Source organism: Pseudomonas sp. GM48 (genome assembly GCF_000282335.1).
Classification (GTDB): Bacteria; Pseudomonadota; Gammaproteobacteria; order Pseudomonadales; family Pseudomonadaceae; genus Aquipseudomonas.
The window spans coordinates 1-18,718 of the sequence record NZ_AKJM01000053.1 but is presented as its reverse complement, the minus strand read 5'-3'; the positions used below and the strand labels follow the sequence as shown (position 1 = coordinate 18,718).

The 18,718-nt window shown below is 53.0% G+C and carries 21 protein-coding genes and 1 pseudogene; 12 read left to right on the top strand and 10 right to left on the bottom strand.

Annotation, left to right across the window (positions count from 1 at the left end):
* Positions 1–67 precede the first annotated feature (67 nt).
* The 3 genes from PMI28_RS18800 to PMI28_RS18810 all read right to left on the bottom strand — a co-directional run bounded on the left by PMI28_RS18800 (position 68) and on the right by PMI28_RS18810 (position 2,141).
* The gene (locus tag PMI28_RS18800; RefSeq protein WP_007985195.1) at positions 68–1,303 is read right to left on the bottom strand and encodes an RNA polymerase sigma factor; all 1,236 of its coding nucleotides are present in this window, start codon (positions 1,301–1,303) and stop codon (positions 68–70) included.
* 1 nt (position 1,304) lies between these two features.
* Positions 1,305–1,649, bottom strand: coding sequence for a YciI family protein (locus tag PMI28_RS18805; RefSeq protein WP_007985194.1), 345 nt, complete (start codon positions 1,647–1,649; stop codon positions 1,305–1,307).
* 66 nt (positions 1,650–1,715) lie between these two features.
* Complete coding sequence (locus PMI28_RS18810; protein WP_007985193.1) at positions 1,716–2,141, bottom strand: YybH family protein; 426 nt, start codon at positions 2,139–2,141, stop codon at positions 1,716–1,718.
* 141 nt (positions 2,142–2,282) lie between these two features.
* Here PMI28_RS18810 and PMI28_RS18815 point away from each other — a divergent pair, with 141 nt between their 5' ends.
* The 3 genes and pseudogenes from PMI28_RS18815 to PMI28_RS18820 all read left to right on the top strand — a co-directional run bounded on the left by PMI28_RS18815 (position 2,283) and on the right by PMI28_RS18820 (position 4,504).
* Positions 2,283–2,768, top strand: coding sequence for a GNAT family N-acetyltransferase (locus PMI28_RS18815; RefSeq protein WP_007985192.1), 486 nt, complete (start codon positions 2,283–2,285; stop codon positions 2,766–2,768).
* A 29-nt stretch (positions 2,769–2,797) separates the two neighbouring features.
* Positions 2,798–3,001, top strand: a pseudogene (locus tag PMI28_RS31445) (pyridoxamine 5'-phosphate oxidase family protein); the annotation flags it as partial.
* Positions 3,002–3,445: 444 nt separating this feature from the next.
* Entirely contained in the window at positions 3,446–4,504 is a 1,059-nt protein-coding gene (locus tag PMI28_RS18820; RefSeq protein ID WP_007985190.1) for a hypothetical protein, read from the top strand.
* On the opposite strand, the gene PMI28_RS31015 is transcribed toward PMI28_RS18820, so the two are convergent.
* Complete coding sequence (locus tag PMI28_RS31015) at positions 4,487–4,864, bottom strand: hypothetical protein (protein ID WP_238540677.1); 378 nt, start codon at positions 4,862–4,864, stop codon at positions 4,487–4,489. The genes PMI28_RS18820 and PMI28_RS31015 overlap by 18 nt on opposite strands.
* 73 nt (positions 4,865–4,937) lie before the next feature.
* Between PMI28_RS31015 and PMI28_RS31440 the strand changes: the two genes are divergently transcribed.
* From PMI28_RS31440 to PMI28_RS18835, 5 genes are all read left to right on the top strand, one after another.
* Positions 4,938–5,543 (top strand): MATE family efflux transporter, encoded by a 606-nt coding sequence (locus PMI28_RS31440; protein WP_338010073.1) that lies wholly within the window; start codon positions 4,938–4,940, stop codon positions 5,541–5,543.
* Positions 5,544–5,952: 409 nt separating this feature from the next.
* Positions 5,953–7,011: a hypothetical protein gene (locus PMI28_RS18825; protein ID WP_007985188.1), complete on the top strand. Its 1,059-nt coding sequence runs from the start codon at positions 5,953–5,955 to the stop codon at positions 7,009–7,011.
* Positions 7,008–7,844: an inositol monophosphatase family protein gene (locus PMI28_RS29505; RefSeq protein ID WP_007985187.1), complete on the top strand. Its 837-nt coding sequence runs from the start codon at positions 7,008–7,010 to the stop codon at positions 7,842–7,844. The genes PMI28_RS18825 and PMI28_RS29505 overlap by 4 nt, the downstream gene beginning before the upstream one ends.
* A 23-nt stretch (positions 7,845–7,867) precedes the next feature.
* Entirely contained in the window at positions 7,868–9,004 is a 1,137-nt protein-coding gene (locus tag PMI28_RS18830) for a radical SAM protein (RefSeq protein ID WP_007985186.1), read from the top strand.
* Positions 9,001–9,687 carry a dTMP kinase gene (locus PMI28_RS18835; protein WP_007985185.1) on the top strand — a complete coding sequence of 229 codons (687 nt, stop codon included), beginning with the start codon at positions 9,001–9,003 and terminating at the stop codon, positions 9,685–9,687. Before PMI28_RS18830 ends, PMI28_RS18835 begins: the two co-directional genes overlap by 4 nt.
* 231 nt (positions 9,688–9,918) lie before the next feature.
* Here the strand turns inward: PMI28_RS18835 and PMI28_RS18840 are convergent, their stop codons facing one another.
* The 3 genes from PMI28_RS18840 to PMI28_RS18850 all read right to left on the bottom strand — a co-directional run bounded on the left by PMI28_RS18840 (position 9,919) and on the right by PMI28_RS18850 (position 11,720).
* Entirely contained in the window at positions 9,919–10,407 is a 489-nt protein-coding gene (locus tag PMI28_RS18840; protein WP_007985183.1) for a GNAT family N-acetyltransferase, read from the bottom strand.
* 98 nt (positions 10,408–10,505) lie between these two features.
* A complete protein-coding gene (locus PMI28_RS18845) occupies positions 10,506–10,991 on the bottom strand; it encodes a GyrI-like domain-containing protein (protein ID WP_007985181.1) in 486 nt (161 codons plus the stop codon).
* Between the two features lie 66 nt (positions 10,992–11,057).
* Positions 11,058–11,720 (bottom strand): LysE family translocator, encoded by a 663-nt coding sequence (locus PMI28_RS18850; protein ID WP_007985179.1) that lies wholly within the window; start codon positions 11,718–11,720, stop codon positions 11,058–11,060.
* A 139-nt stretch (positions 11,721–11,859) separates the two neighbouring features.
* Here PMI28_RS18850 and alaC point away from each other — a divergent pair, with 139 nt between their 5' ends.
* A complete protein-coding gene (alaC, locus tag PMI28_RS18855) occupies positions 11,860–13,074 on the top strand; it encodes an alanine transaminase (protein WP_007985177.1) in 1,215 nt (404 codons plus the stop codon).
* Between the two features lie 183 nt (positions 13,075–13,257).
* Here the strand turns inward: alaC and PMI28_RS18860 are convergent, their stop codons facing one another.
* Both PMI28_RS18860 and PMI28_RS18865 read right to left on the bottom strand, forming a co-directional pair.
* Positions 13,258–14,610, bottom strand: a complete 1,353-nt coding sequence (locus PMI28_RS18860; RefSeq protein ID WP_007985175.1) for a GntP family permease — start codon at positions 14,608–14,610, stop codon at positions 13,258–13,260.
* Positions 14,611–14,691: 81 nt separating this feature from the next.
* A complete protein-coding gene (locus PMI28_RS18865) occupies positions 14,692–15,225 on the bottom strand; it encodes a gluconokinase (RefSeq protein WP_007985173.1) in 534 nt (177 codons plus the stop codon).
* Between the two features lie 215 nt (positions 15,226–15,440).
* Between PMI28_RS18865 and PMI28_RS18870 the strand changes: the two genes are divergently transcribed.
* On the top strand, positions 15,441–16,472 hold the full coding sequence (locus tag PMI28_RS18870; protein ID WP_007985171.1) for a LacI family DNA-binding transcriptional regulator: 1,032 nt from the start codon (positions 15,441–15,443) through the stop codon (positions 16,470–16,472).
* Positions 16,473–16,664: 192 nt separating this feature from the next.
* On the opposite strand, the gene PMI28_RS18875 is transcribed toward PMI28_RS18870, so the two are convergent.
* Positions 16,665–16,913 carry a DUF6124 family protein gene (locus tag PMI28_RS18875; RefSeq protein WP_007985169.1) on the bottom strand — a complete coding sequence of 83 codons (249 nt, stop codon included), beginning with the start codon at positions 16,911–16,913 and terminating at the stop codon, positions 16,665–16,667.
* A gap of 440 nt (positions 16,914–17,353) precedes the next feature.
* Between PMI28_RS18875 and PMI28_RS18880 the strand changes: the two genes are divergently transcribed.
* Both PMI28_RS18880 and PMI28_RS18885 read left to right on the top strand, forming a co-directional pair.
* Positions 17,354–17,860, top strand: coding sequence for a hypothetical protein (locus tag PMI28_RS18880; protein WP_007985167.1), 507 nt, complete (start codon positions 17,354–17,356; stop codon positions 17,858–17,860).
* Between the two features lie 167 nt (positions 17,861–18,027).
* Positions 18,028–18,666 carry a glutathione S-transferase family protein gene (locus PMI28_RS18885; protein ID WP_007985165.1) on the top strand — a complete coding sequence of 213 codons (639 nt, stop codon included), beginning with the start codon at positions 18,028–18,030 and terminating at the stop codon, positions 18,664–18,666.
* Positions 18,667–18,718 lie beyond the last annotated feature (52 nt).

Here is an 18,718-nt window from a genome sequence, read left to right as displayed (position 1 = left end):
AGGTATCGAGTACGCCATCAATCCCTGTGGGAGCGGGCTTGCTCGCGAAGAGGCCCGCAAGATCACATCAACCTAACGCTTGCAACCGCGCTTCGATAAACCGCCGCTCCGGCTCTTGCCGGGTCAACTCCAGCGCCCGTTCCCACGCCGCCCGCGCCTCTTGCTTGCGACCCAGTTGCCGACAAAACTCCGCCCGCGCCGAATGCGCCAGGTGGTAATCCAGCAGTTCTCCCCGATCCAGAATGGCGTCGACCAACGTCAGCCCCGCCAGCGGTCCATCCCGTTGCGAAATCGCCGCCGCACGATTCAACTCGATCACCGGTGACGGTACCGCCCGCAGCAGCACGTCATACAGGCCGACAATCTGCGGCCAATCGGTTTCCCCCGCCGTCGAGGCTTCGGCATGCACCGCCGCGATGGCCGCTTGCAGGCAATACGGTCCGAATCGTCCCATGGTCAGCGCCCGTTCGATCAGCGTGCAGCCTTCGCTGATCAACCCGGCGTCCCACAGCGAACGGTCCTGCTCGTCCAGCACAATCAACTCGCCGCTCGCGGAAGTCCTGGCCGGGCGCCGCGACTCGTGCAGCAGCATCAACGCCAGCAAGCCCATTACCTCCGGCTCAGGCAACAGTTCCACCAGCAATCGGCCGAGACGAATCGCTTCGCGGGTCAGTTCCTCGCGGATCAGTTCGCCCCCGATGGACGCCGAGTAACCCTCGTTAAACACCAGATAAATCACCCGCAACACGCTGTCCAGACGCTCGGGCAACTCAGCGAGCGTCGGCACTTGATAAGGGATTTTCGCGTCGCGGATCTTCGCTTTGGCACGCACGATGCGCTGGGCGATGGTGGCCGGGGCCGAGAGAAAGGCCCGGGCGATTTCTTCCGTGGTCAGGTCGCAGACTTCCCGCAGCGTCAGCGGCACTTGCGCGTCTGCCGCCAGGGCCGGGTGACAGCACGTGAAGATCAGCCGCAGGCGATCGTCTTCCACGTCTTCAACACTCCAGTCTGCCTGTTCCAGTTCTTCCAGTTGCGCGATCAGCAAAGGCTGCGACGCAGCAAAACGCGCGCGCCGACGCAAGGCATCAATGGCCTTGAAGCGCCCGGTGGACACCAGCCAGGCCCGCGGATTGTCCGGCACACCGTCACGCTGCCAGCGTTCGACCGCGATGAAAAAAGCCTCGTGCAAGGCTTCTTCGGCGAGGTCGAAATCCCCCAGCAAGCGAATCAGGGTCGCGAGAATCCGTCGCGAGTCTTCGCGGTAGACTCGCTCGACCTGCACCTGAACCGGCAGCCCCGGCATCTTAAGGATTCAACTGCCGAACGGGGCGCACTTCGACACTGCCGACCCGGGCCGCCGGAATGTTCCCGGCGACCTGGATGGCTTCGTTGAGGTCCCTGGCATCGATCAGGTAAAAGCCGGCCAACTGCTCCTTGGTTTCAGCGAATGGCCCGTCGGTGATCGACATCTTGCCGTTGCGCATGCGCACGGTGGTGGCGGTCTGCACCGATTCCAGCGCCTCGGCGGCGACCATCCGGCCACTGCCCTGGATCGACTCGGCATAGGCCATGCACTCTTCGTCCTTCGGGCTTTCCGGCAGCGAGTGCAACAGACGCTCATCGCTGTAGACCAGGCATAAGTACTTCATCACGCTCTCCTTATCGGACGATCAACTATGGTCGCTGATTGGCATTCCGGCTCGGCTTCCCGACGATCAGGGCTTGAGGTCGAACAACGTCGCGCCGCTGGTCATGTCGAACGGCGCCGACCAATGTTCGTGGACAATCTGCCACAGCCCGGCTTCCTGTCGATAGCACTGCGAGACACGCATCCAGCAGGCCTGGGTTTCGCCCTTGTCGTTGGTGCCACCGCAATGTGCCAGCCAGTGAGCGAACGCAATTTCCTGGGACGGCTCGATGGTGATTTCGTGGAATTCGAAGATGTGCGGGCCGGGGCACATTTCCATGCAGGCCTGCCAATGCGCGCGATACGCCGGCTTGCCTTTGAATTGCAGGGCCTTGACCGCGTCGAAGGAGACGATGTCATCGGCGTACAGGGCCATGACTTTTTCAATGTCCTTGGCCATGACCGCCTGACGATAGTTTTCGATGAGGTTGTGGATCTGGGTTTGCGAGTTCATGGTGGTTCTCCGTGGTTTTTATAGTGAAGACACCCTTAGTCGTCCGGCGATCCGGCAAATCGACAGAAGAAATAAAAATAATCCAAACGGCCAGAATCGCTAGAATCCAAGACTCATTTATGTAGGAAAAAGGACACTCCCGTGACAGCCCGACTCGCGCCTTATGAAAGCCTGAATGCGCTGCAGTGCCAACAGGTCGAGGCCATCGAAGTGCATCCGGAGCAAATCAGGTTCTCCGGTGATATCCACGGTGCCCTGCACACCCTGCTGTCCCGGCCCGGACCCGGCGTCAAGGGCTTCGCCCTGCTGGCGGAGGATGTTCCCGTCGCGTTCCTGCTGCTCAAGCGCCCGCCGGTGTTGCCAGCCTGGGCCGATGAACACAGCGCCACCCTGCATGCACTACAGGTTGATCAGCACGCCCAGGGCAAGGGCTACGGCAAGGCCTGCCTGCAAGCGCTGCCCGAGGCGGCACGCCTGGCCTGGCCGGAAATCAGGGGGCTGGAGCTGTCGGTGGATGCCGATAACGAAGCTGCCATCGCCCTGTACGAAAGGTTTGGCTTTGTCGACAGTGGCGAGGCGTACAAGGGCCGGATCGGTTATGAGCGGCGGATGGGGTTGCTTTTCTAAATCGTCGAAGGATCAACGATGATTAATCAATCGAAGCGCTGAAAGCCATTTACGGCCTTCCCCACGAACGAGCACTGCGCAAACAGATCAGCTTTCTCAACTAGGAACATCAGGCGATGGTCTGCGCCTCGCTGCTGGTGGTTATCAGTTCGGTGGGCGTCGACAGTCTCAACAGTTCGCCAAACGGCGATACGCCAGGATTTGTACGGATAATGCACGAGCGCTTCCTCGCCTGACCGGATCGAGCGTACGGTGATGTTGATGACGGTGAAGACCGCGTATCACAAACGCTTTAATGTCAGGCAGTTCGATGCCGAGATTTACGACCACGAAACACCGATGCCAGTGAGGAACAGTCTTTACTGACACAACAGATCCAACGCTACTCCTACAAGGCATTGCGAATTATTCTGTAGGAGAATTCCCCACCCCAAAAAAGATTTTTCTTTCTCTAAAAAGTCATCCGACTGTCAAAGCCTGTAAGGCACTTCTGATTTTCTTCCTGAATATTGACGAGCAACTCTTATTAAAACTATGGTTTAGCCACGACCGCTATTACCACGAAATCAAGTCAACCACCAAATTTCAAACGCAAAACATCATTTAAAGTTAAGGGTTATAGACGCTACCAATGATAACACTCTAAACATTCGACATTGTGCAAGGAGCGACACGCAATGACCGCCTTAATAAAAACCTCACAATCAAAAACATCCGACACCGAAATAACAATATTAGATGGGAAAATTTCAATCCCGAAAGACTACCTACGCCAAAAGGCATATTTAGACGACACGAGCGTGCTTATTGTTTCCGGATCTTTAATTGAAGGAATCGGCACCATACATTCCGACATCGACTGCATCATTCTTTGCGATCAACGCCCCAATGCACACAGCATAAAAGGAGTTGAACACGCCTTTGTGACCGACATAAATTATCGGCACATCACTCAGTATGAAGAAGTTCATAATACAACCGATTTTTACGGTGACACCAGCATTCACATTGACGCTGACTACATAACATTTTCAGAGATAGAAGAGATATTTGAAAAAATAGAAATTGCATTCAACGAAATATCTTCCGACCAGCGTTTTCTATATGCCCCTATTTTGACGAACACTGAAAACAATGTTATCCACAGATCAATTATTGGGCACGCTTTGAAAAATGAAGAAAAATTTAACGATTTAAAATCAAGAATACCTCTGGAAAAACATATCTACGTAGCTCACCGTGAAAAGCTTCCTGTTTTTTACGCATTTCAGGATGTTCAAGGCTGCTGGCAATCAGGAAACCTCTGGATGGGATGTGAGATCGTCCGTGACATGATGTTAAAAACCACAATGAGCTTCACCTACCTTACAGGCACGACGAACAAGCACTACAAGTGGGTTTATTCAAACATGTATCGCGTCGAAGGATTTGATGAAATAAAGAATAAATTCTTCATTTTGGCCAGACAAGGCGCAGCCACTGAAACAGAATGTAGGTCATACATTGAAGAAACACTCAAATACATGGATTTGGTATTTTTGGCAATTGAGACCCTTCTACAAAAATCAAAAATCTATCCAGCAACAGAAAAGTCACTTATTGCACTTGACAACGAATTTAACGAACGCAAGCAAACAAAACACAAAGCTTCGATGTGCGAGTATTACTTCAGAAAAAAATATTTCGCTGCAACTGGAACACCAAAATTGGTGAACCTACTAAAGGAATGGGATTAACCCAAACAAAGTTAAAAAACAACCAGTTATTGGTATTTTCATCGGTGGCCTATGTATGGACGTTTTCCGAATAGCCATTCCGCTCATATTTTCCAGAATAGGCGATTTGACAGCTTCATTAATATACTTCTCTTTTGTTGGCCACTTTATTGTAGATTCACTTAGCTCCGCATCGTTTGCCCTGGCATCAATTTCGTTCCTAACAGTCGTCGGCTTCGGTTTCTTTTCAACAACATTACTAAAAGTGGCAGGGTCATATGATTTAAATACAAGCGGAATAGAATCAGAAATAATTGTATCGATAAGATTTGCTATCTTATTTGGAGCACTTATCATAGGCGCAATATTTTTTACAAGCACAACAACACTCAACTCGCTCGCAGGCTTAGGTCAAACAGAAGAATTCAAAGCACTACTAACACTTTCTCTCTCAATGCCTGCCATATATCTGCAGATAACAATTTTCAATTTTTTTAACGGAGTCAAAAAACCGCAATACGAAGTCATATTCACATGGCTATTCAATTTCTCCCTTTTGGTAGCCTGCGCCATCTTGACTACCATGGAGTCAGGCAAAACCTTATCCAAGTTTATCCTGATATATTCTTCCTTACGGTGCATTTTTTCTGCTCTAGCGTTATTTTTTTTCAATCTAAAAATACAACAACATATTGAAAATTTTCTGCACACCAGATGCCTCCCCAAAAAAGAGTATGTTAATTACACGATTCGAGGTCTCCCCATAGCACTGTGCCTTGGCGGTGAAAGCTTTCTCTTCCTTATGCTTTCTATAATCTCAAAAAACCTAAGTGACAGCAGTTTATCCGCATACCAGGCATCTCTCCACTTCATTAGCATTATATATATGATTTCTATCGGAGTGGGAAACGCGACGGGGATCGTCGCAGCACGCTATTACACTGCAATGGATATACAATCGATCATAAAAACCTACACCCAAGGAATAACTCTTGGGCTAATAATACTGACACCCTTGTTAATTGGCTGTTTCTTCTTAAATGAATATATATATCAATAATTTATACGTCAGACGCGCCAACCAGAAAACTAATTGAAAATAACATTCACATCTCGATTCCTTTCTTAGTATTTGAATTTGTTTACATTGTGACCCGTATGACATTGAGGAGCATGGAAGACTTCTGGATTCCCACATTGCTTACCATATTAATACTAAATATTTTTGGCATAGTTTTTTCAGTCTCCCTGCTATCACTTTACGATTACACGGTGCAATCCATATTTTTAGCTTTAGTGCTTTGCTCGTTCATCCTAATGCTGCTTCTATTGTGGCGACTAAAGTCAATATCAAAGAAAAAAACCATAGCCACAGACCAGCAAAATAAACTTAAAACCTGCAAGAACAAAACACGAACTGAAAAATAAGTTAAAGCCCATAACGTTTCAATTTTCGTGAGATTCAAACCATGAAGCGTACTCTCCCTTCACCTTATTTTAAAAACTCAAACTCGAACCTTATAACCATTATTAGTGAGCATCACGCTTGGCGAACACTGAGCGGTGTGCAAACAAATGACTATTACGCTTATCGCAAAGCACTGTTAAATGGCTGTCACCTTCAAAAAGCCTCTTTCGAACTTCGTCATCCAGAAGTGATGATCTACGACTTGAGCAATATTGAGCCAAACTTCAACTATTTGTCCGACGACGAAATAGTGAACACATGGAATTACCTAAACCTAAGAACGAGTCAACTAAACTCGAGTGAGCTTCGTAAAATAAAAGGAGACGGCCTGTCCCCGGAAATAGCTATTTCTGGACCCTCCAAACCTTTACTGCTCGAATACAAAAACTCTCTAATTAGAGAAGCACTCTCTAACTTCTCTCATAACAAACAGTTCTCTTCGATGAAACCAACGATTCGAGGCATAGCAAAGAACAGGTTGCTGATAGCCACAAACGACGAAACGATAGACTTTCACAATCGATTCTGTGAGTTCTACAGCGAATACATCTCTCACGAACATTGGGACAGTAGTCTAGCGCTCAATACGAGATACATTTATGAGTATCATGCCATTTGGCACAAAATTAAAACGATAGCAAAAAATAAAATATTTTTACTATCGGCTGGTCTACCACTCGCACTTGGTTATCTGGCAACGACAGGAGATCGAAACATCTTCTTTTCAGAGATCCATCGGCAAAACGATCCAAGCTTGCTAACTAGAGACAACGATTTCCTAGACATTTTTCCTCACACATCATCATCGAATGAGCCATGGTTGATTATAGATAAAGCTTATACGGGGGGAAGCCTAAGAGCAGCAGCCAATATGCTCAGAAAAAAACTAGGCTATGAACTGGACGTTAAAACTCTAGCACTATTTCCAAAAACCTTCAGTGCCTTCATGAGCGCAGACTATGCCATTTACGCAGGAAAGCTTTTTGAGGTCAGATCGCACGCCTCACGATTAGATAGAGAGAATTGGCATACACAATTAATAACTGAGCAACCAATATGAGAGCGTTATTCAAGCGTGAATATGTAGCCGAACTAGAAGAATGCCTTTATGAAGCCAGAAAGCAATTACGTCGTTATTGGGCGGCAACGCTGTCATGCCTACCAGATTTCAAAAATGAGAACAAGATCTGGGACAATACTCAAACCAAATTTGATATAGATTGCCAAAATATACTATTTGAATGTCTTTCGAGTATCAGCATTCCATTAACTATCTATTCCGAGGAAAATACCTCGCCTATAAAATTTGGAAGTCACGGAGACTTCTACTTATTGATAGACCCTTTAGACGGGACACACAATGCTGTTCTAGGCTTTCCCGGTTATACATCTAGCGTGGCACTTTATCATGATGGAAATTATGTCTTCGGCTGGGTCTACGACATATCAAGAGATTTAGTTTACACAGCTGCATACGGCGAGGGCGCCTATCTTCAGTCGCCAATAATTGTAAAACGGCTTAAGACTCGAAAACCCAACTCAATAGAAGAAATGCGAATTTCATTTCATCGTCCAAAAGGTAGTAGGGACATAAATAAAATTCAAAGCCTTATATGGTCGGCGGCTAAAATTCGCGTTTACTCATGCTCTTCTTTGGAAATATGCCTGATTGCCGCTGGAGCTCTTGATGCATTCATAGACATAGGTCCACCGGGACATGAGCGGAGTTGTGATATTGCCGCTGCAGAGTTAATTCTCAGAGAGGCAGGTGGAGCATTGTTCGATGATAAAGGTCACCCCAGATTCTGTTCACCACCAACGACAGCTTCTCTATCAGACAACGGAACATTGATAGCCTTATCCTCAGAAAAAATGATACAAATAATTTTATAGCGCAATTCAAACGGAGACGAACCATGCTATTAGAAATAGTAAATTTGAAACTTGAGTTACTATCTAACGGCGTTAGTTTTACCCAGGAGTTCCTAGAGTACTTTCAGGCCCAAACAAATCACATTGAAAAAAGGCGAGCATATGGAATAGGTGATAGCATCATACTTAGCTCTGGCACCCGGACCCCACAGGAAATTATTCTTGGCGGTCAGATTATTGCAGCCGCCAACTATAACCCCAACTCAAACCTCAGAGTATTTTTAGCAGAAGAAACGCCATCACTAAGATACGGTAACAAAACGATAAAAATCACATTTCCGGCGAGACCACGTTCTTACGGAAGACGCTTGAGCAATGGCGAACTGCTCGAAAGAAACTTGACTGTATACGGAGATTCGACCCTCGGAATTTTCTCACCTGGTCATTGTTATTACTTCAACGATGGTCATGAATGCAAATTTTGCTCTCTGGGCCCTGCAAGAGAAAGTTTATCTGATCATAAGATGCGTGTTAAAGGTGATATAGCGGGGGAAGCAGTAGCAACAGCTATTGAAGAAGAGAACAACCGGTTCAAGAGGGTGTTATTGAATGGCGGCACAGTCCCGAATTATGACAAAGGATATTTAATGCATATAGACTTACTTGAACGAATAAAACAAAAAAACCTACAAAACGACTTAGACTATCATTTGATCTCTATGCCTCCTAAGGACTTTCGACTTTTTGAGCGATTCAAAACAGTTGGCAACAACATGTCAATGAGTCTGGAGGTATTCAACTCAGACCTATTTTCCGAAGTTTGCCCAGGAAAATCTCGTGATTTTACTCGGGATCGATTTCTTGCCGCTTTTGAAGCTGCTGTAGACGTTCTAGGTCGCGGCAATGTATACGCAGGTTTTGTAGCCGGCATGGAACCGTTAGAATCAATCATTGAAGGCATAGAGTACTTTGGAGATATGGGAGTAGTTCCTGCAGTTGCAGCGTTCCACCCTGACGCTGGCTCGCAATATTCTACAAGAGAGCGACCATCTGTGAATTTCCTGAATACACTCGGTAAAAAAATGTCAGAGATATATCGCAGAGAAGGATTTCGGCCGTTAATAGAAGGAAGTGGTAGAAACTCTCTGGACACCGAGGCTTACTTGGGAGGTTTCGCATGAAAGATACATCTCAGTCGGCAATATTTATCGCTTTTGAAGGTACGGATGGCGCCGGGAAATCCACTGTTGCAAGGGCCACATATGACAAAATTTTTGAGTCCAACGCGGCGCTACAGTACATAGACAAGAACCGTCCACCGGTATCGTCAGGTTATTCAGAGTTCCATATGTCCCGCCTTCGTGAAGTTCTTTGGGATTATCCCGACCAAGCCCCACTTGAACAACTAGGTGACAGACATTGGCTGGCCTTGATAACCGCTTGGTTTCAGGCCACAGACTATGGTGCCATAAGACCACTAGTTGACTCTGGCATGAGTTGCATCGCAGATGGTTGGTACTATAAGTACCTTGCTCGCTTCCTACTTAAAAACGAAGATTTGGCTGAAGAGGCCTTAGTAGTATTCTCGACAATTAGAAAACCGGATTTCGTCATTTTCTTAGATGTTGACCCAGTTCTCGCTGCACAGCGTAAAGAATCATTCCGCCTGAGCGAGAGTGGAGCCTATGATGGAGGTAATGAGGATCGCATTCAGAGCTTCATTGAGTATCAAAATCGAGTCCGATCCAGCTACGAACGATGCGGTTTGGAAAGTTGGGTGCGGATTGATACAACCGACCTCAGTGAGGAGGCTGTACTTGATAAAGCGGTAAGCGCCGTACGGAACATACTCAACGGAATATAGTATTCACAACCCCACCTGCCCTGTGTCGGTGCGTTCCACAAGTGTTTGAATGGCGGCCAGTTCGATGCATAGACCTACAACCGCTGGCTCCGGCTCCGGTCCGGGAAAGTCTTTACTAACCCTGAAACTAAGGGCTACTACTAACTCCTGCTCGCGATAGCGGACTATTCAGTCGACATCATTATTGAATGTGATGCCTCTTCGCGAGCAAGCCCGCTCCCACAGGGGGGCTTACAGTTCCAGCACCATCTCATGCCACGCCATGCCGCCATGGTCGGACGCCGAGGGTTTGACGTAGGCAAAGCTGAAACCGGCGTACAACGGAATATGCCGTTCCTTGCACATCAGGTTGATGCTGACCTTGCCCATCGCGCGCATGCGCTCGATGAATTCGCCCATCAGGCGCTTGGCCAGGCCTTGGCCCTGATAATCCGGATGCACCACCACCGACATGATCACCACATGCGGGCCGGCCGGGTCGTGGCCGATCAATTCCTTGAACGCCTCGTCCGACATTTCCACCTGAAACGCCGCACCGGAATTGATGAAACCGGCGACCACGCCGTCCACCTCAGCGACGATAAAACCCTCGGACCAGGTGGCGATGCGGGTGGCGATTTTCTCGCGGGTAGCGGCTTCGTCACCTTCATAGGCAACGGTTTCGATGGCAAAGCAACGGTCCAGATCGGCGGGGGTGACGTTGCGGATGACAGTGTTCATGGCAGCTCGGGATCAGCGTGGGAAAGGCCGGGGATGATAAATCAGCCGTCGTGGGACATCGAGAGACGAATCGGCTGATTCGCCTCTCGATGCACATCTCACGCTTTGATCGGTACCCAGATCTCCAGCTTGCCGGTGTTGAGCTTGGGGTTGAAGTCTTCGCTGTAGCGTTCGAACTCCGGGGCATCCAGCGCCTGGTGTCCGGACTGTGGCAGCCAGGTGTCGAAGATGTAGCGAAAGGTCTGTGGCAAGGTGTCCAGCGCCCCCTTGTGCTCGAACACCGCGTAATACTGGGGCTGCACTTCAACCCAGCGATAGGTTTCCGGCAAGTCGTCGAGTTTGCTGATCTCGACGCCAGCGATGTAATCGAAGCCGCCCTTGCCGTCGAAATTGCAGCAGACGCCGTAGGTAACTTCGCCTTTTTGCCCCGGAACATTGCCGATGTGGGGAATGAATTTATCCCAGAGTGCTGGAATATCCCGGGTGGTTTGCTGGGTGAATCGACCGCCCAGCCCTGCAATCAGCAGGAAATGCCCGTGTTCGAAGCGCGGTTGCGTCAGTTCGACGCGTGCTAATTCATCCATGACTCGACTCCTGACACATAAAATGGGTTCGGCTGGGAGTATAGAAGCCAAACCCGATTCGCCCAATTACAGTGCGTGCAATTGCTCGACGGCAGCGGCACCGACGAACTCGTTGTAGCCAGATAGGATCACGTAGACCGCGAAATAACAGAAGATCGCGGCCGATGCCAGATAGGAATAACGCAGCAGCTTGTCGCCCAGCAACTTGCCGCCATGGCTCGCGGCGAAGCACAGCCCGATACACCAGAGAATCCCCGCGCAGAGAAAACCGCCGAGAAACAGCGCGGAACTGAGGGCGCCACCGCCACCGGAACGAGCGATCAGCGTACCGCCCACCGCAGCGAACCAGAGAATCGCACTGGGCGACGACATGGCCAGGAAAATCCCGCGAAAGAACTCTTTGCGATGGGAGTTGTGCCCCACCTCGGCCGATTGCGCCAGCACCGCTTCGTGGTGGATCGCCGAATAAATCATCTTCGCCGCGAAGTACACCAGCAGCGCCGAGCCACCGATCCACAACACCCAACGCACGCTTTCGTACTGCAGCAACACGGTCATGCCAGCCAGTGCCAGCACCGCGTAGATCAGATCGCCGACACAGGTCCCGAGCCCCAGCGCAAAGCCCTGGAAATAGCCGCGTTGCATGGCCAGAGTGATCATCGCGATGTTGGCCACGCCGATATCCAGGCACAGCGAAAGGCTCAGCAAGAAGCCGCTGGTAAATTCCATCGAACCCTATCCTTCGGAAAAATTTGTTTACTTTGAGGCTGGACAGTCTGCCACAGCTCCCCGTACATTCCGCCACAGGTCACCGCAGTGACCAGCGTCGCTCGGACGGTTCCGGGCGCTTACGTTATCCGAGGCAACAATGGCCGAACAAGGTTCGCCGCGCCGCTTTGCGCGCATCGATCGACTCCCCCCTTACGTTTTCAACATCACCGCCGAGCTGAAGATGGCCGCCCGTCGTCGTGGCGAAGACATCATCGACTTGAGCATGGGCAACCCCGACGGCGCCACGCCGCCGCACATTGTCGAAAAACTCGTCACTGTGGCCCAGCGCGAAGACACCCACGGCTACTCCACCTCCAAGGGCATTCCGCGCCTGCGTCGGGCGATTTCCAACTGGTACAAGGATCGCTACGAGGTCGACATCGACCCGGAAAGCGAAGCCATTGTCACCATCGGTTCCAAGGAAGGCCTGGCGCACCTGATGCTGGCCACCCTGGATCAGGGCGATACCGTACTGGTACCGAACCCGAGCTACCCGATTCACATCTACGGTGCCGTGATTGCCGGCGCCCAGGTGCGGTCGGTGCCGCTGATTCCTGGCGTGGATTTCTTCGCTGAACTGGAACGGGCCATTCGTGGCTCGATCCCGAAACCGAAGATGATGATCCTCGGCTTCCCGTCCAACCCCACCGCCCAGTGCGTGGAGCTGGATTTCTTCGAGCGCGTCATCGCCCTCGCCAAGCAGTATGACGTGCTGGTGGTGCACGACCTGGCCTACGCCGACATCGTCTACGACGGTTGGAAAGCCCCGTCGATCATGCAGGTGCCAGGGGCCAAGGACATCGCGGTGGAGTTTTTCACCCTGTCCAAGAGCTACAACATGGCCGGCTGGCGCATTGGCTTCATGGTCGGCAATCCGGAACTGGTCAACGCCCTGGCGCGGATCAAGAGCTACCACGACTATGGCACCTTCACCCCGCTGCAAGTGGCGGCGATTGCGGCGCTGGAAGGCGATCAGCAATGCGTGCGCGACATCGCCGAGCAGTATCGGCAGCGCCGCAACGTGCTGGTCAAGGGTTTGCACGAACTGGGCTGGATGGTGGAAAACCCGAAAGCCTCGATGTACGTCTGGGCGAAGATTCCCGAGGCCTATGCACACCTGGGCTCGCTGGAGTTCGCCAAGAAACTGCTGGCCGAAGCCAAAGTGTGTGTCTCGCCGGGCGTCGGGTTTGGTGAATATGGCGATGATCACGTGCGCTTTGCGCTGATCGAAAACCAGGACCGGATTCGTCAGGCTGTCCGCGGAATTCGCGGGATGTTCCGGGCGGATGGGTTGGCACCAAAAACCAACTGACAACACATAACATTGTGGGAGCGGGCTTGCTCGCGAATGCGGTGTATCAAACAACATCTTGGTCGACTGACACTCCCCCTTCGCGAGCAAGCCCGCTCCCACATTTGTTCTATGTTCAGTCTTGAAATCGATCACCCACAAAAAAACCGCATCGCTGCGGTTTTTTTGTGTCTTGCGTTCGCCTTAAACGAACAGCGACAACAACAGGATAAAGCCCAGGCCCACCACCGACAGGATGGTTTCCATCGCGGTCCAGGTTTTGAACGTTTCGGCCACGGTCATGTTGAAGTACTGCTTGACCAGCCAGAAACCGGCGTCGTTGACGTGGGACAGGATCAACGAACCGGCACCGGTGGCCAGCACCAGCAGCTCACGGTTCACACCCGGGATCATCCCCACCACCGGCACCACGATGCCCGCGCCGGTAATGGTCGCCACGGTCGCCGAACCGGTTGCAATACGGATCACCGCAGCTACCAGCCAGGCCAGCAGGATCGGCGAGATCTGCGCGGCCACCGCCATGTTGCCGATCACGTTACCCACACCGCTGGTCACCAGCATCTGCTTGAAGCCACCACCGGCACCGATGATCAGAATGATCGCGGCGGTCGGCGCCAGGCTCGCATCCAGCCATTTCAGGATCTGTTGGGAACCGATGCCCTGCTTGTGGCCGAAGGTGTACAGCGACAGCAGCAACGCCAGCAGCAGCGCCGAGATCGGGTGACCGATCAGGTCCATGAAGGTGCGGAAGAAGTTGCCGTCCGGCAGCACTACGTCGGCAAAGGTCTTGAGCAACATCAGGAACACCGGCGACAGCACGGTGACCAGAGTGATGCCAAAACTCGGCAGATCGGCGGAATCCGACTCGCGCGCCAGTTGATCCACCAGCTCCTGATTCGGATGACCGGGGATGTGCTTGGCAATGAACGTACCGAAGATCGGACCGGCAATGATAGCGGTCGGCAGCGCCACGATCAGGCCGTACAGAATGGTCTTGCCGATGTCGGCACCGAACACGCCAATGGCCAGCAACGGCCCCGGGTGCGGCGGCACCAGGCCGTGTACCGCGGACAGACCGGCCAGCAGCGGGATACCGATCTTGATGATCGACACGCCGGTGCGGCGGGCCACGATGAACACTAACGGAATCAGCAACACGAAGCCGATTTCGAAGAACAGCGGAATGCCAACCAGGAACGCGGCGAACATCATCGCCCACTGCACCTTGTCCTTGCCGAAGGCGCGGATCAACGTCTGCGCAATCTGATCTGCACCGCCCGATTCGGCCATCATTTTGCCGAGCATCGTGCCCAGCGCGAGGATGATGCCGACAAAACCGAGTACGCCACCGAAGCCGTCCTGGAACGCCTTGATGATGGTGCCGATCGGCATGCCGGAGGTCAGCCCGAGGAAAGCGGCGGCAATGGTCAGGGCAATGAACGGGTGGAACTTGAACTTGGTGATCAGGACGATAAGCCCGATCACCGTGACCACTGCGTCGAGCAGCAGGAACGTCTCGTGGGACATGCCAAACATTGGGGGTGTCTCCTGGTTGTTGTTGTTATTGAAGCGGGTTAGTCAGAAGCCGTGAGGACAGCGCTGTCTTTGTAAACACAGTCATACCGCCTGCTTCAGGCCGTGCGCCTGCCACCAGACATGAGCCTGCGCAGCCAGTTGCTCGACGCTATGGGTCGAAGCATCCAGCGCCAGGGTCAACGGCTCGCCCACGGGCGATTCGAGGGTGGCGAACTGGCTGGCGATCAAGGTCGACGGCATGAAATGGCCGGGCCGATGGGAGACGCGGTCGGCGGCCACTTCGGGGGTCAGCTCAAGGAACACGAAGCCCAGGCCCGGCAAGGCACTGCGCAGGCGTTCGCGGTAGATGTGTTTGAGCGCCGAACAGGTCAGCACCGGGCGTTGGCCCTTGGCGTCGACACGGCGCAGTTCATCGCACAGGCTGTCGAGCCAGCCGGCACGGTCTTCATCGTTCAGGGGGATCCCCGCGCTCATCTTTTCGATATTGGCGGCAGGGTGGAAAGAGTCGCCTTCAATGGCCGTGGCGCCGCTCAGTTGGCACAGGGCCTCGCTGACGCACGTCTTGCCGCAACCGGCAACGCCCATGATGACCAGGGCGGTGATGGGATGATTCATGTAACACCTCAGCGCGCAGACAGCGCTACCTTTGCCAGTTATGACACTAGACCAAAAGCAGATATTGCCGACGCCTTTCTTGTCATTTTAAGGGTTGCAGCAGGTTAAGTCCCAACGCCAAAAAGCGAGGATCAGGCGAACCCCCGCTCACGCATTTGCAGCTGCATCGAGACAGCGCTACCTTAGTGCCTTGAATTTTGTTTGGCAAGCCGTCGATGAACCTAACCAAGAACGATAAAAATACCCGCACCACTGGCCGCCCTACCCTTAACGAAGTAGCCCGCCTGGCCGGCGTCAGCCCGATCACCGCGTCCCGCGCCCTGCGTGGCGTCAGTACGGTGGCCACTGAACTGGTGGAAAAAGTCCAGAAAGCGGCGCTGGAACTCAACTATGTGGTCAACCCCGCCGCCCGTGCCCTGGCCTCGGCCCAGAGCCAGTCAGTGGTGGTATTGGTGCCTTCGCTGTCGAACCTTTTGTTCATCGATACCCTGGAAGCCATTCATCAGGTTTTGCGCCCCAAGGGCTTCGAAGTGCTGATCGGCAACTTCCACTACTCACGTGATGAAGAAGAAAACCTGCTGCGCAACTACATGGCGTATCAGCCGCGCGGTTTGTTGCTGACCGGTTTCGACCGCACCGAAAGTTCGCGGCGGATGATCGAAGCCAGCAACATTCCCTGTGTGTACATGATGGAACTGGACAGCGCCGCCGGGCTCAACTGTGTCGGTTTCTCGCAACTGGCGGCGGGTGAAACGGCGGCCGAGCACTTGCTGTCGCGTGGTCGCAAACGCCTGGCCTACATCGGCGCACAACTGGATCAGCGTACGTTGCTGCGCGGCGAAGGCTTCCGCAAAGCCCTGCAAAAAGCCGGTTTGTATGACCCGGACCTGGAAGTATTGACGCCACGCTCTTCCTCGGTTGGCCTGGGCGGCGAGCTGTTTTTGCAACTGCTGGCCAGTCACCCCGATGTCGATGCGATCTTCTTCGGCAACGACGACCTGGCCCAGGGCGCCCTGCTTGAAGCCTTGCGCAATGGAATCAGGATTCCCGAGCAGGTGGCGATCCTCGGTTTCAACGACTTGCCCATGTCCGAACATATGGTCCCGCGCCTGAGCAGCATCAACACCCCACGAGAGGCCATTGGCCGTCGCGCGGCAGAGCAGATGCTGACACTGATGGCCGGCAATACCGTGGCCAGGCCGGTGCAGGACATGGGGTTTGAGTTGAAGGTGCGGGAGAGTACATAGGCACCTGCATCAATTTGGTCAGGCAAGGGATATTGTGGCGAGGGGGCTTGCCCCCGTTCGGCTGCGGAGCAGTCGTAATCCGGTTCACGGGGTTTAACTGTATGACCGCAGTGTCTGCCTTGGGGTCGCTTCGCAACCCAACGGGGGCAAGCCCCCTCGCCACAGGGAAGGCCTCTCACCTTGGCTCAATGTTCAGTCCAGCGGATCAAGGTTATCCAGCACTCGATTCACTGCCAGTTCGGCCAGCATGATGATCTGTGCGATCGCCAATGCCGTGTTGCGCTGACTGCCTTCCAGAAACGTAGCAAAGTCATTGGTCATGACGCTCGCCGAGGCCAGTGATTCGCAGGCGTGAGCCAACAGCGTTTCGTTGTTGATGCCGGGTGAGATGGAGAACATCGGGCTGGGATTGCGTGGGGGGTTGGGCGTGGGTTTGAACATGGTGATGCTCCTAGAGTAATGGAGCTGCCAAGTCTCGCTGCGATACGAAGGGTGGCAGCTGTACGCGGGTCGCAGACCGGGACTCTAGAACCCGGTAGACCCGAAGGCCTCCCACGCACAGCCGCCATAACGTGAATTGATCACGAACGGTGGACGCTATGCGTCTAGAGATACCCGGGCTGCGAAACCCGATCGCTGAATTTGCAGCGACACGGAACGATAGAGTCCGGATACCAGGCGCACAAGTCGGCGGATTCTGGCGTAGTTGTAGGCAAGGGTGCAAGAAACCGTAATCTGTGGAGCTCGTCCGAAGCCGATTACCTTCAGACCATTCCTACACAGCATTCCGGGACTGTTTATCCGCATTTCGAAACATCTTTTACCCTTCACGCCCCGAGAGGCGAGTGCAGAATCCGCAAACTTTTCTCGCGGATATTCCTATGCGCAAAGCGATTTTCCTGACCGGCGTGCTGACCCTCTTGCTCGGCCAAACGATTCAGACACAAGCCTCGGAGCCGAACGACTGGACGCAGTTTCTGAGCGATCCTCGTTTCATGCCGGCAATCAAAAGTTGCCTGGCCGCTCACCCGAAAGCCGAGGGGCCAGCCGTTGTCATGAACGTTTGGCATGCGAGCCTGGAAGAAGCCGGGGTCATGACAACCGACCTGAGCGGACGCAGAAACAGCTGTTTCGCCCGCAAGGACACAGGTGTTGTAAGCGAGTCCCGGACGGTGTTTGATCTGCCCGGACCGCTATTTGTGTCAGTGGATCAAGCCAAAGTGGCGCCCAAGGGTGAGTGCATTGAATCAACTCCGGTGTACATCGACCAACGGCTTCAAGGCTGGATCCTCAGGCAACCTGTTCTCCATCCACACATCCCCAGTGCCTGTTCGACCCCGATCTGGACTGACCTGTTGCCGGCCAACCAGACTCGGCCAAGTGCCTGAAGCCCAATCAAGAGCCTCCGTCGAGGCATTACCACGCGGAGAGTGGGAACGATCAAGGCGTCCAGGCGAACGGATTTCAACTAACCTTTTAGAGCAACGTATGTCGCCCTGTGACAGGCACACTGCTAGATTCCCGTAGCGCACCAATTCGCTAACGGAGTAGCTCAATGGAACACACACTGAAGATTCTGGGTAAAGCCTCGTCGATCAACGTCCGCAAGGTTTTGTGGACATGCGAGGAGCTGGGCATAACCTACGAACGTGAGGACTGGGGCAGCGGGTTTGCCTCGACCCACAGCCCGGAGTTCCTCCGGTTCAATCCCAACGCGCAAGTGCCGGTGATCATCGATGAAGCCGGGGTGTTATGGGAGTCCAATACCATCTGCCGCTATCTGGTCGGCAAACACCATCACCATCATTCCGAGCTGCTGCCTACTGAACCGGCCGCCCGCGCTCGGGTGGAGCAGTGGATGGATTGGCAAGCCACCGAGCTCAATCCGTCCTGGAGATACCCGTTCATGGCACTGGTGCGCAAGGACCCGGAACTCCAGGACCCGCATAGCCTGGATGTCGGCATCCGCGGCTGGAACCAGAAAATGGGCATCCTCGAACATCAACTCGCAACCACCAAGGCCTATGTCGCCGGACCACGGTTTACCCTGGCCGACATCGTCATCGGCCTGTCCGTCAACCGCTGGCTGATGACCCCGATCGAGCGTCCGGACTACCCCGCCGTCGATGAGTATTTCAAACGTCTGGCGCAACACCCCGGTTTCCTGAAGCATTGCTGCAACGGCTTGCCTTGAACCAGCCAGTTAAGCAATTTCAGCCGCGACACCCTTTGTAGCAGCTGCCGAG

Coding starts and splice junctions, on each gene's coding strand:
- PMI28_RS18800 (WP_007985195.1), bottom strand. CDS start 1,303: ATGCCGGGGCTGCCGGTTCAGGTGCAGGTCGAGCGAGTCTACCGCGAA.
- PMI28_RS18805 (WP_007985194.1), bottom strand. CDS start 1,649: ATGAAGTACTTATGCCTGGTCTACAGCGATGAGCGTCTGTTGCACTCG.
- PMI28_RS18810 (WP_007985193.1), bottom strand. CDS start 2,141: ATGAACTCGCAAACCCAGATCCACAACCTCATCGAAAACTATCGTCAG.
- PMI28_RS18820 (WP_007985190.1), top strand. CDS start 3,446: ATGACCGCCTTAATAAAAACCTCACAATCAAAAACATCCGACACCGAA.
- PMI28_RS31440 (WP_338010073.1), top strand. CDS start 4,938: ATGCCTGCCATATATCTGCAGATAACAATTTTCAATTTTTTTAACGGA.
- PMI28_RS18825 (WP_007985188.1), top strand. CDS start 5,953: ATGAAGCGTACTCTCCCTTCACCTTATTTTAAAAACTCAAACTCGAAC.
- PMI28_RS29505 (WP_007985187.1), top strand. CDS start 7,008: ATGAGAGCGTTATTCAAGCGTGAATATGTAGCCGAACTAGAAGAATGC.
- PMI28_RS18830 (WP_007985186.1), top strand. CDS start 7,868: ATGCTATTAGAAATAGTAAATTTGAAACTTGAGTTACTATCTAACGGC.
- PMI28_RS18835 (WP_007985185.1), top strand. CDS start 9,001: ATGAAAGATACATCTCAGTCGGCAATATTTATCGCTTTTGAAGGTACG.
- PMI28_RS18840 (WP_007985183.1), bottom strand. CDS start 10,407: ATGAACACTGTCATCCGCAACGTCACCCCCGCCGATCTGGACCGTTGC.
- PMI28_RS18845 (WP_007985181.1), bottom strand. CDS start 10,991: ATGGATGAATTAGCACGCGTCGAACTGACGCAACCGCGCTTCGAACAC.
- PMI28_RS18850 (WP_007985179.1), bottom strand. CDS start 11,720: ATGGAATTTACCAGCGGCTTCTTGCTGAGCCTTTCGCTGTGCCTGGAT.
- alaC (WP_007985177.1), top strand. CDS start 11,860: ATGGCCGAACAAGGTTCGCCGCGCCGCTTTGCGCGCATCGATCGACTC.
- PMI28_RS18860 (WP_007985175.1), bottom strand. CDS start 14,610: ATGTTTGGCATGTCCCACGAGACGTTCCTGCTGCTCGACGCAGTGGTC.
- PMI28_RS18865 (WP_007985173.1), bottom strand. CDS start 15,225: ATGAATCATCCCATCACCGCCCTGGTCATCATGGGCGTTGCCGGTTGC.
- PMI28_RS18870 (WP_007985171.1), top strand. CDS start 15,441: ATGAACCTAACCAAGAACGATAAAAATACCCGCACCACTGGCCGCCCT.
- PMI28_RS18875 (WP_007985169.1), bottom strand. CDS start 16,913: ATGTTCAAACCCACGCCCAACCCCCCACGCAATCCCAGCCCGATGTTC.
- PMI28_RS18880 (WP_007985167.1), top strand. CDS start 17,354: ATGCGCAAAGCGATTTTCCTGACCGGCGTGCTGACCCTCTTGCTCGGC.
- PMI28_RS18885 (WP_007985165.1), top strand. CDS start 18,028: ATGGAACACACACTGAAGATTCTGGGTAAAGCCTCGTCGATCAACGTC.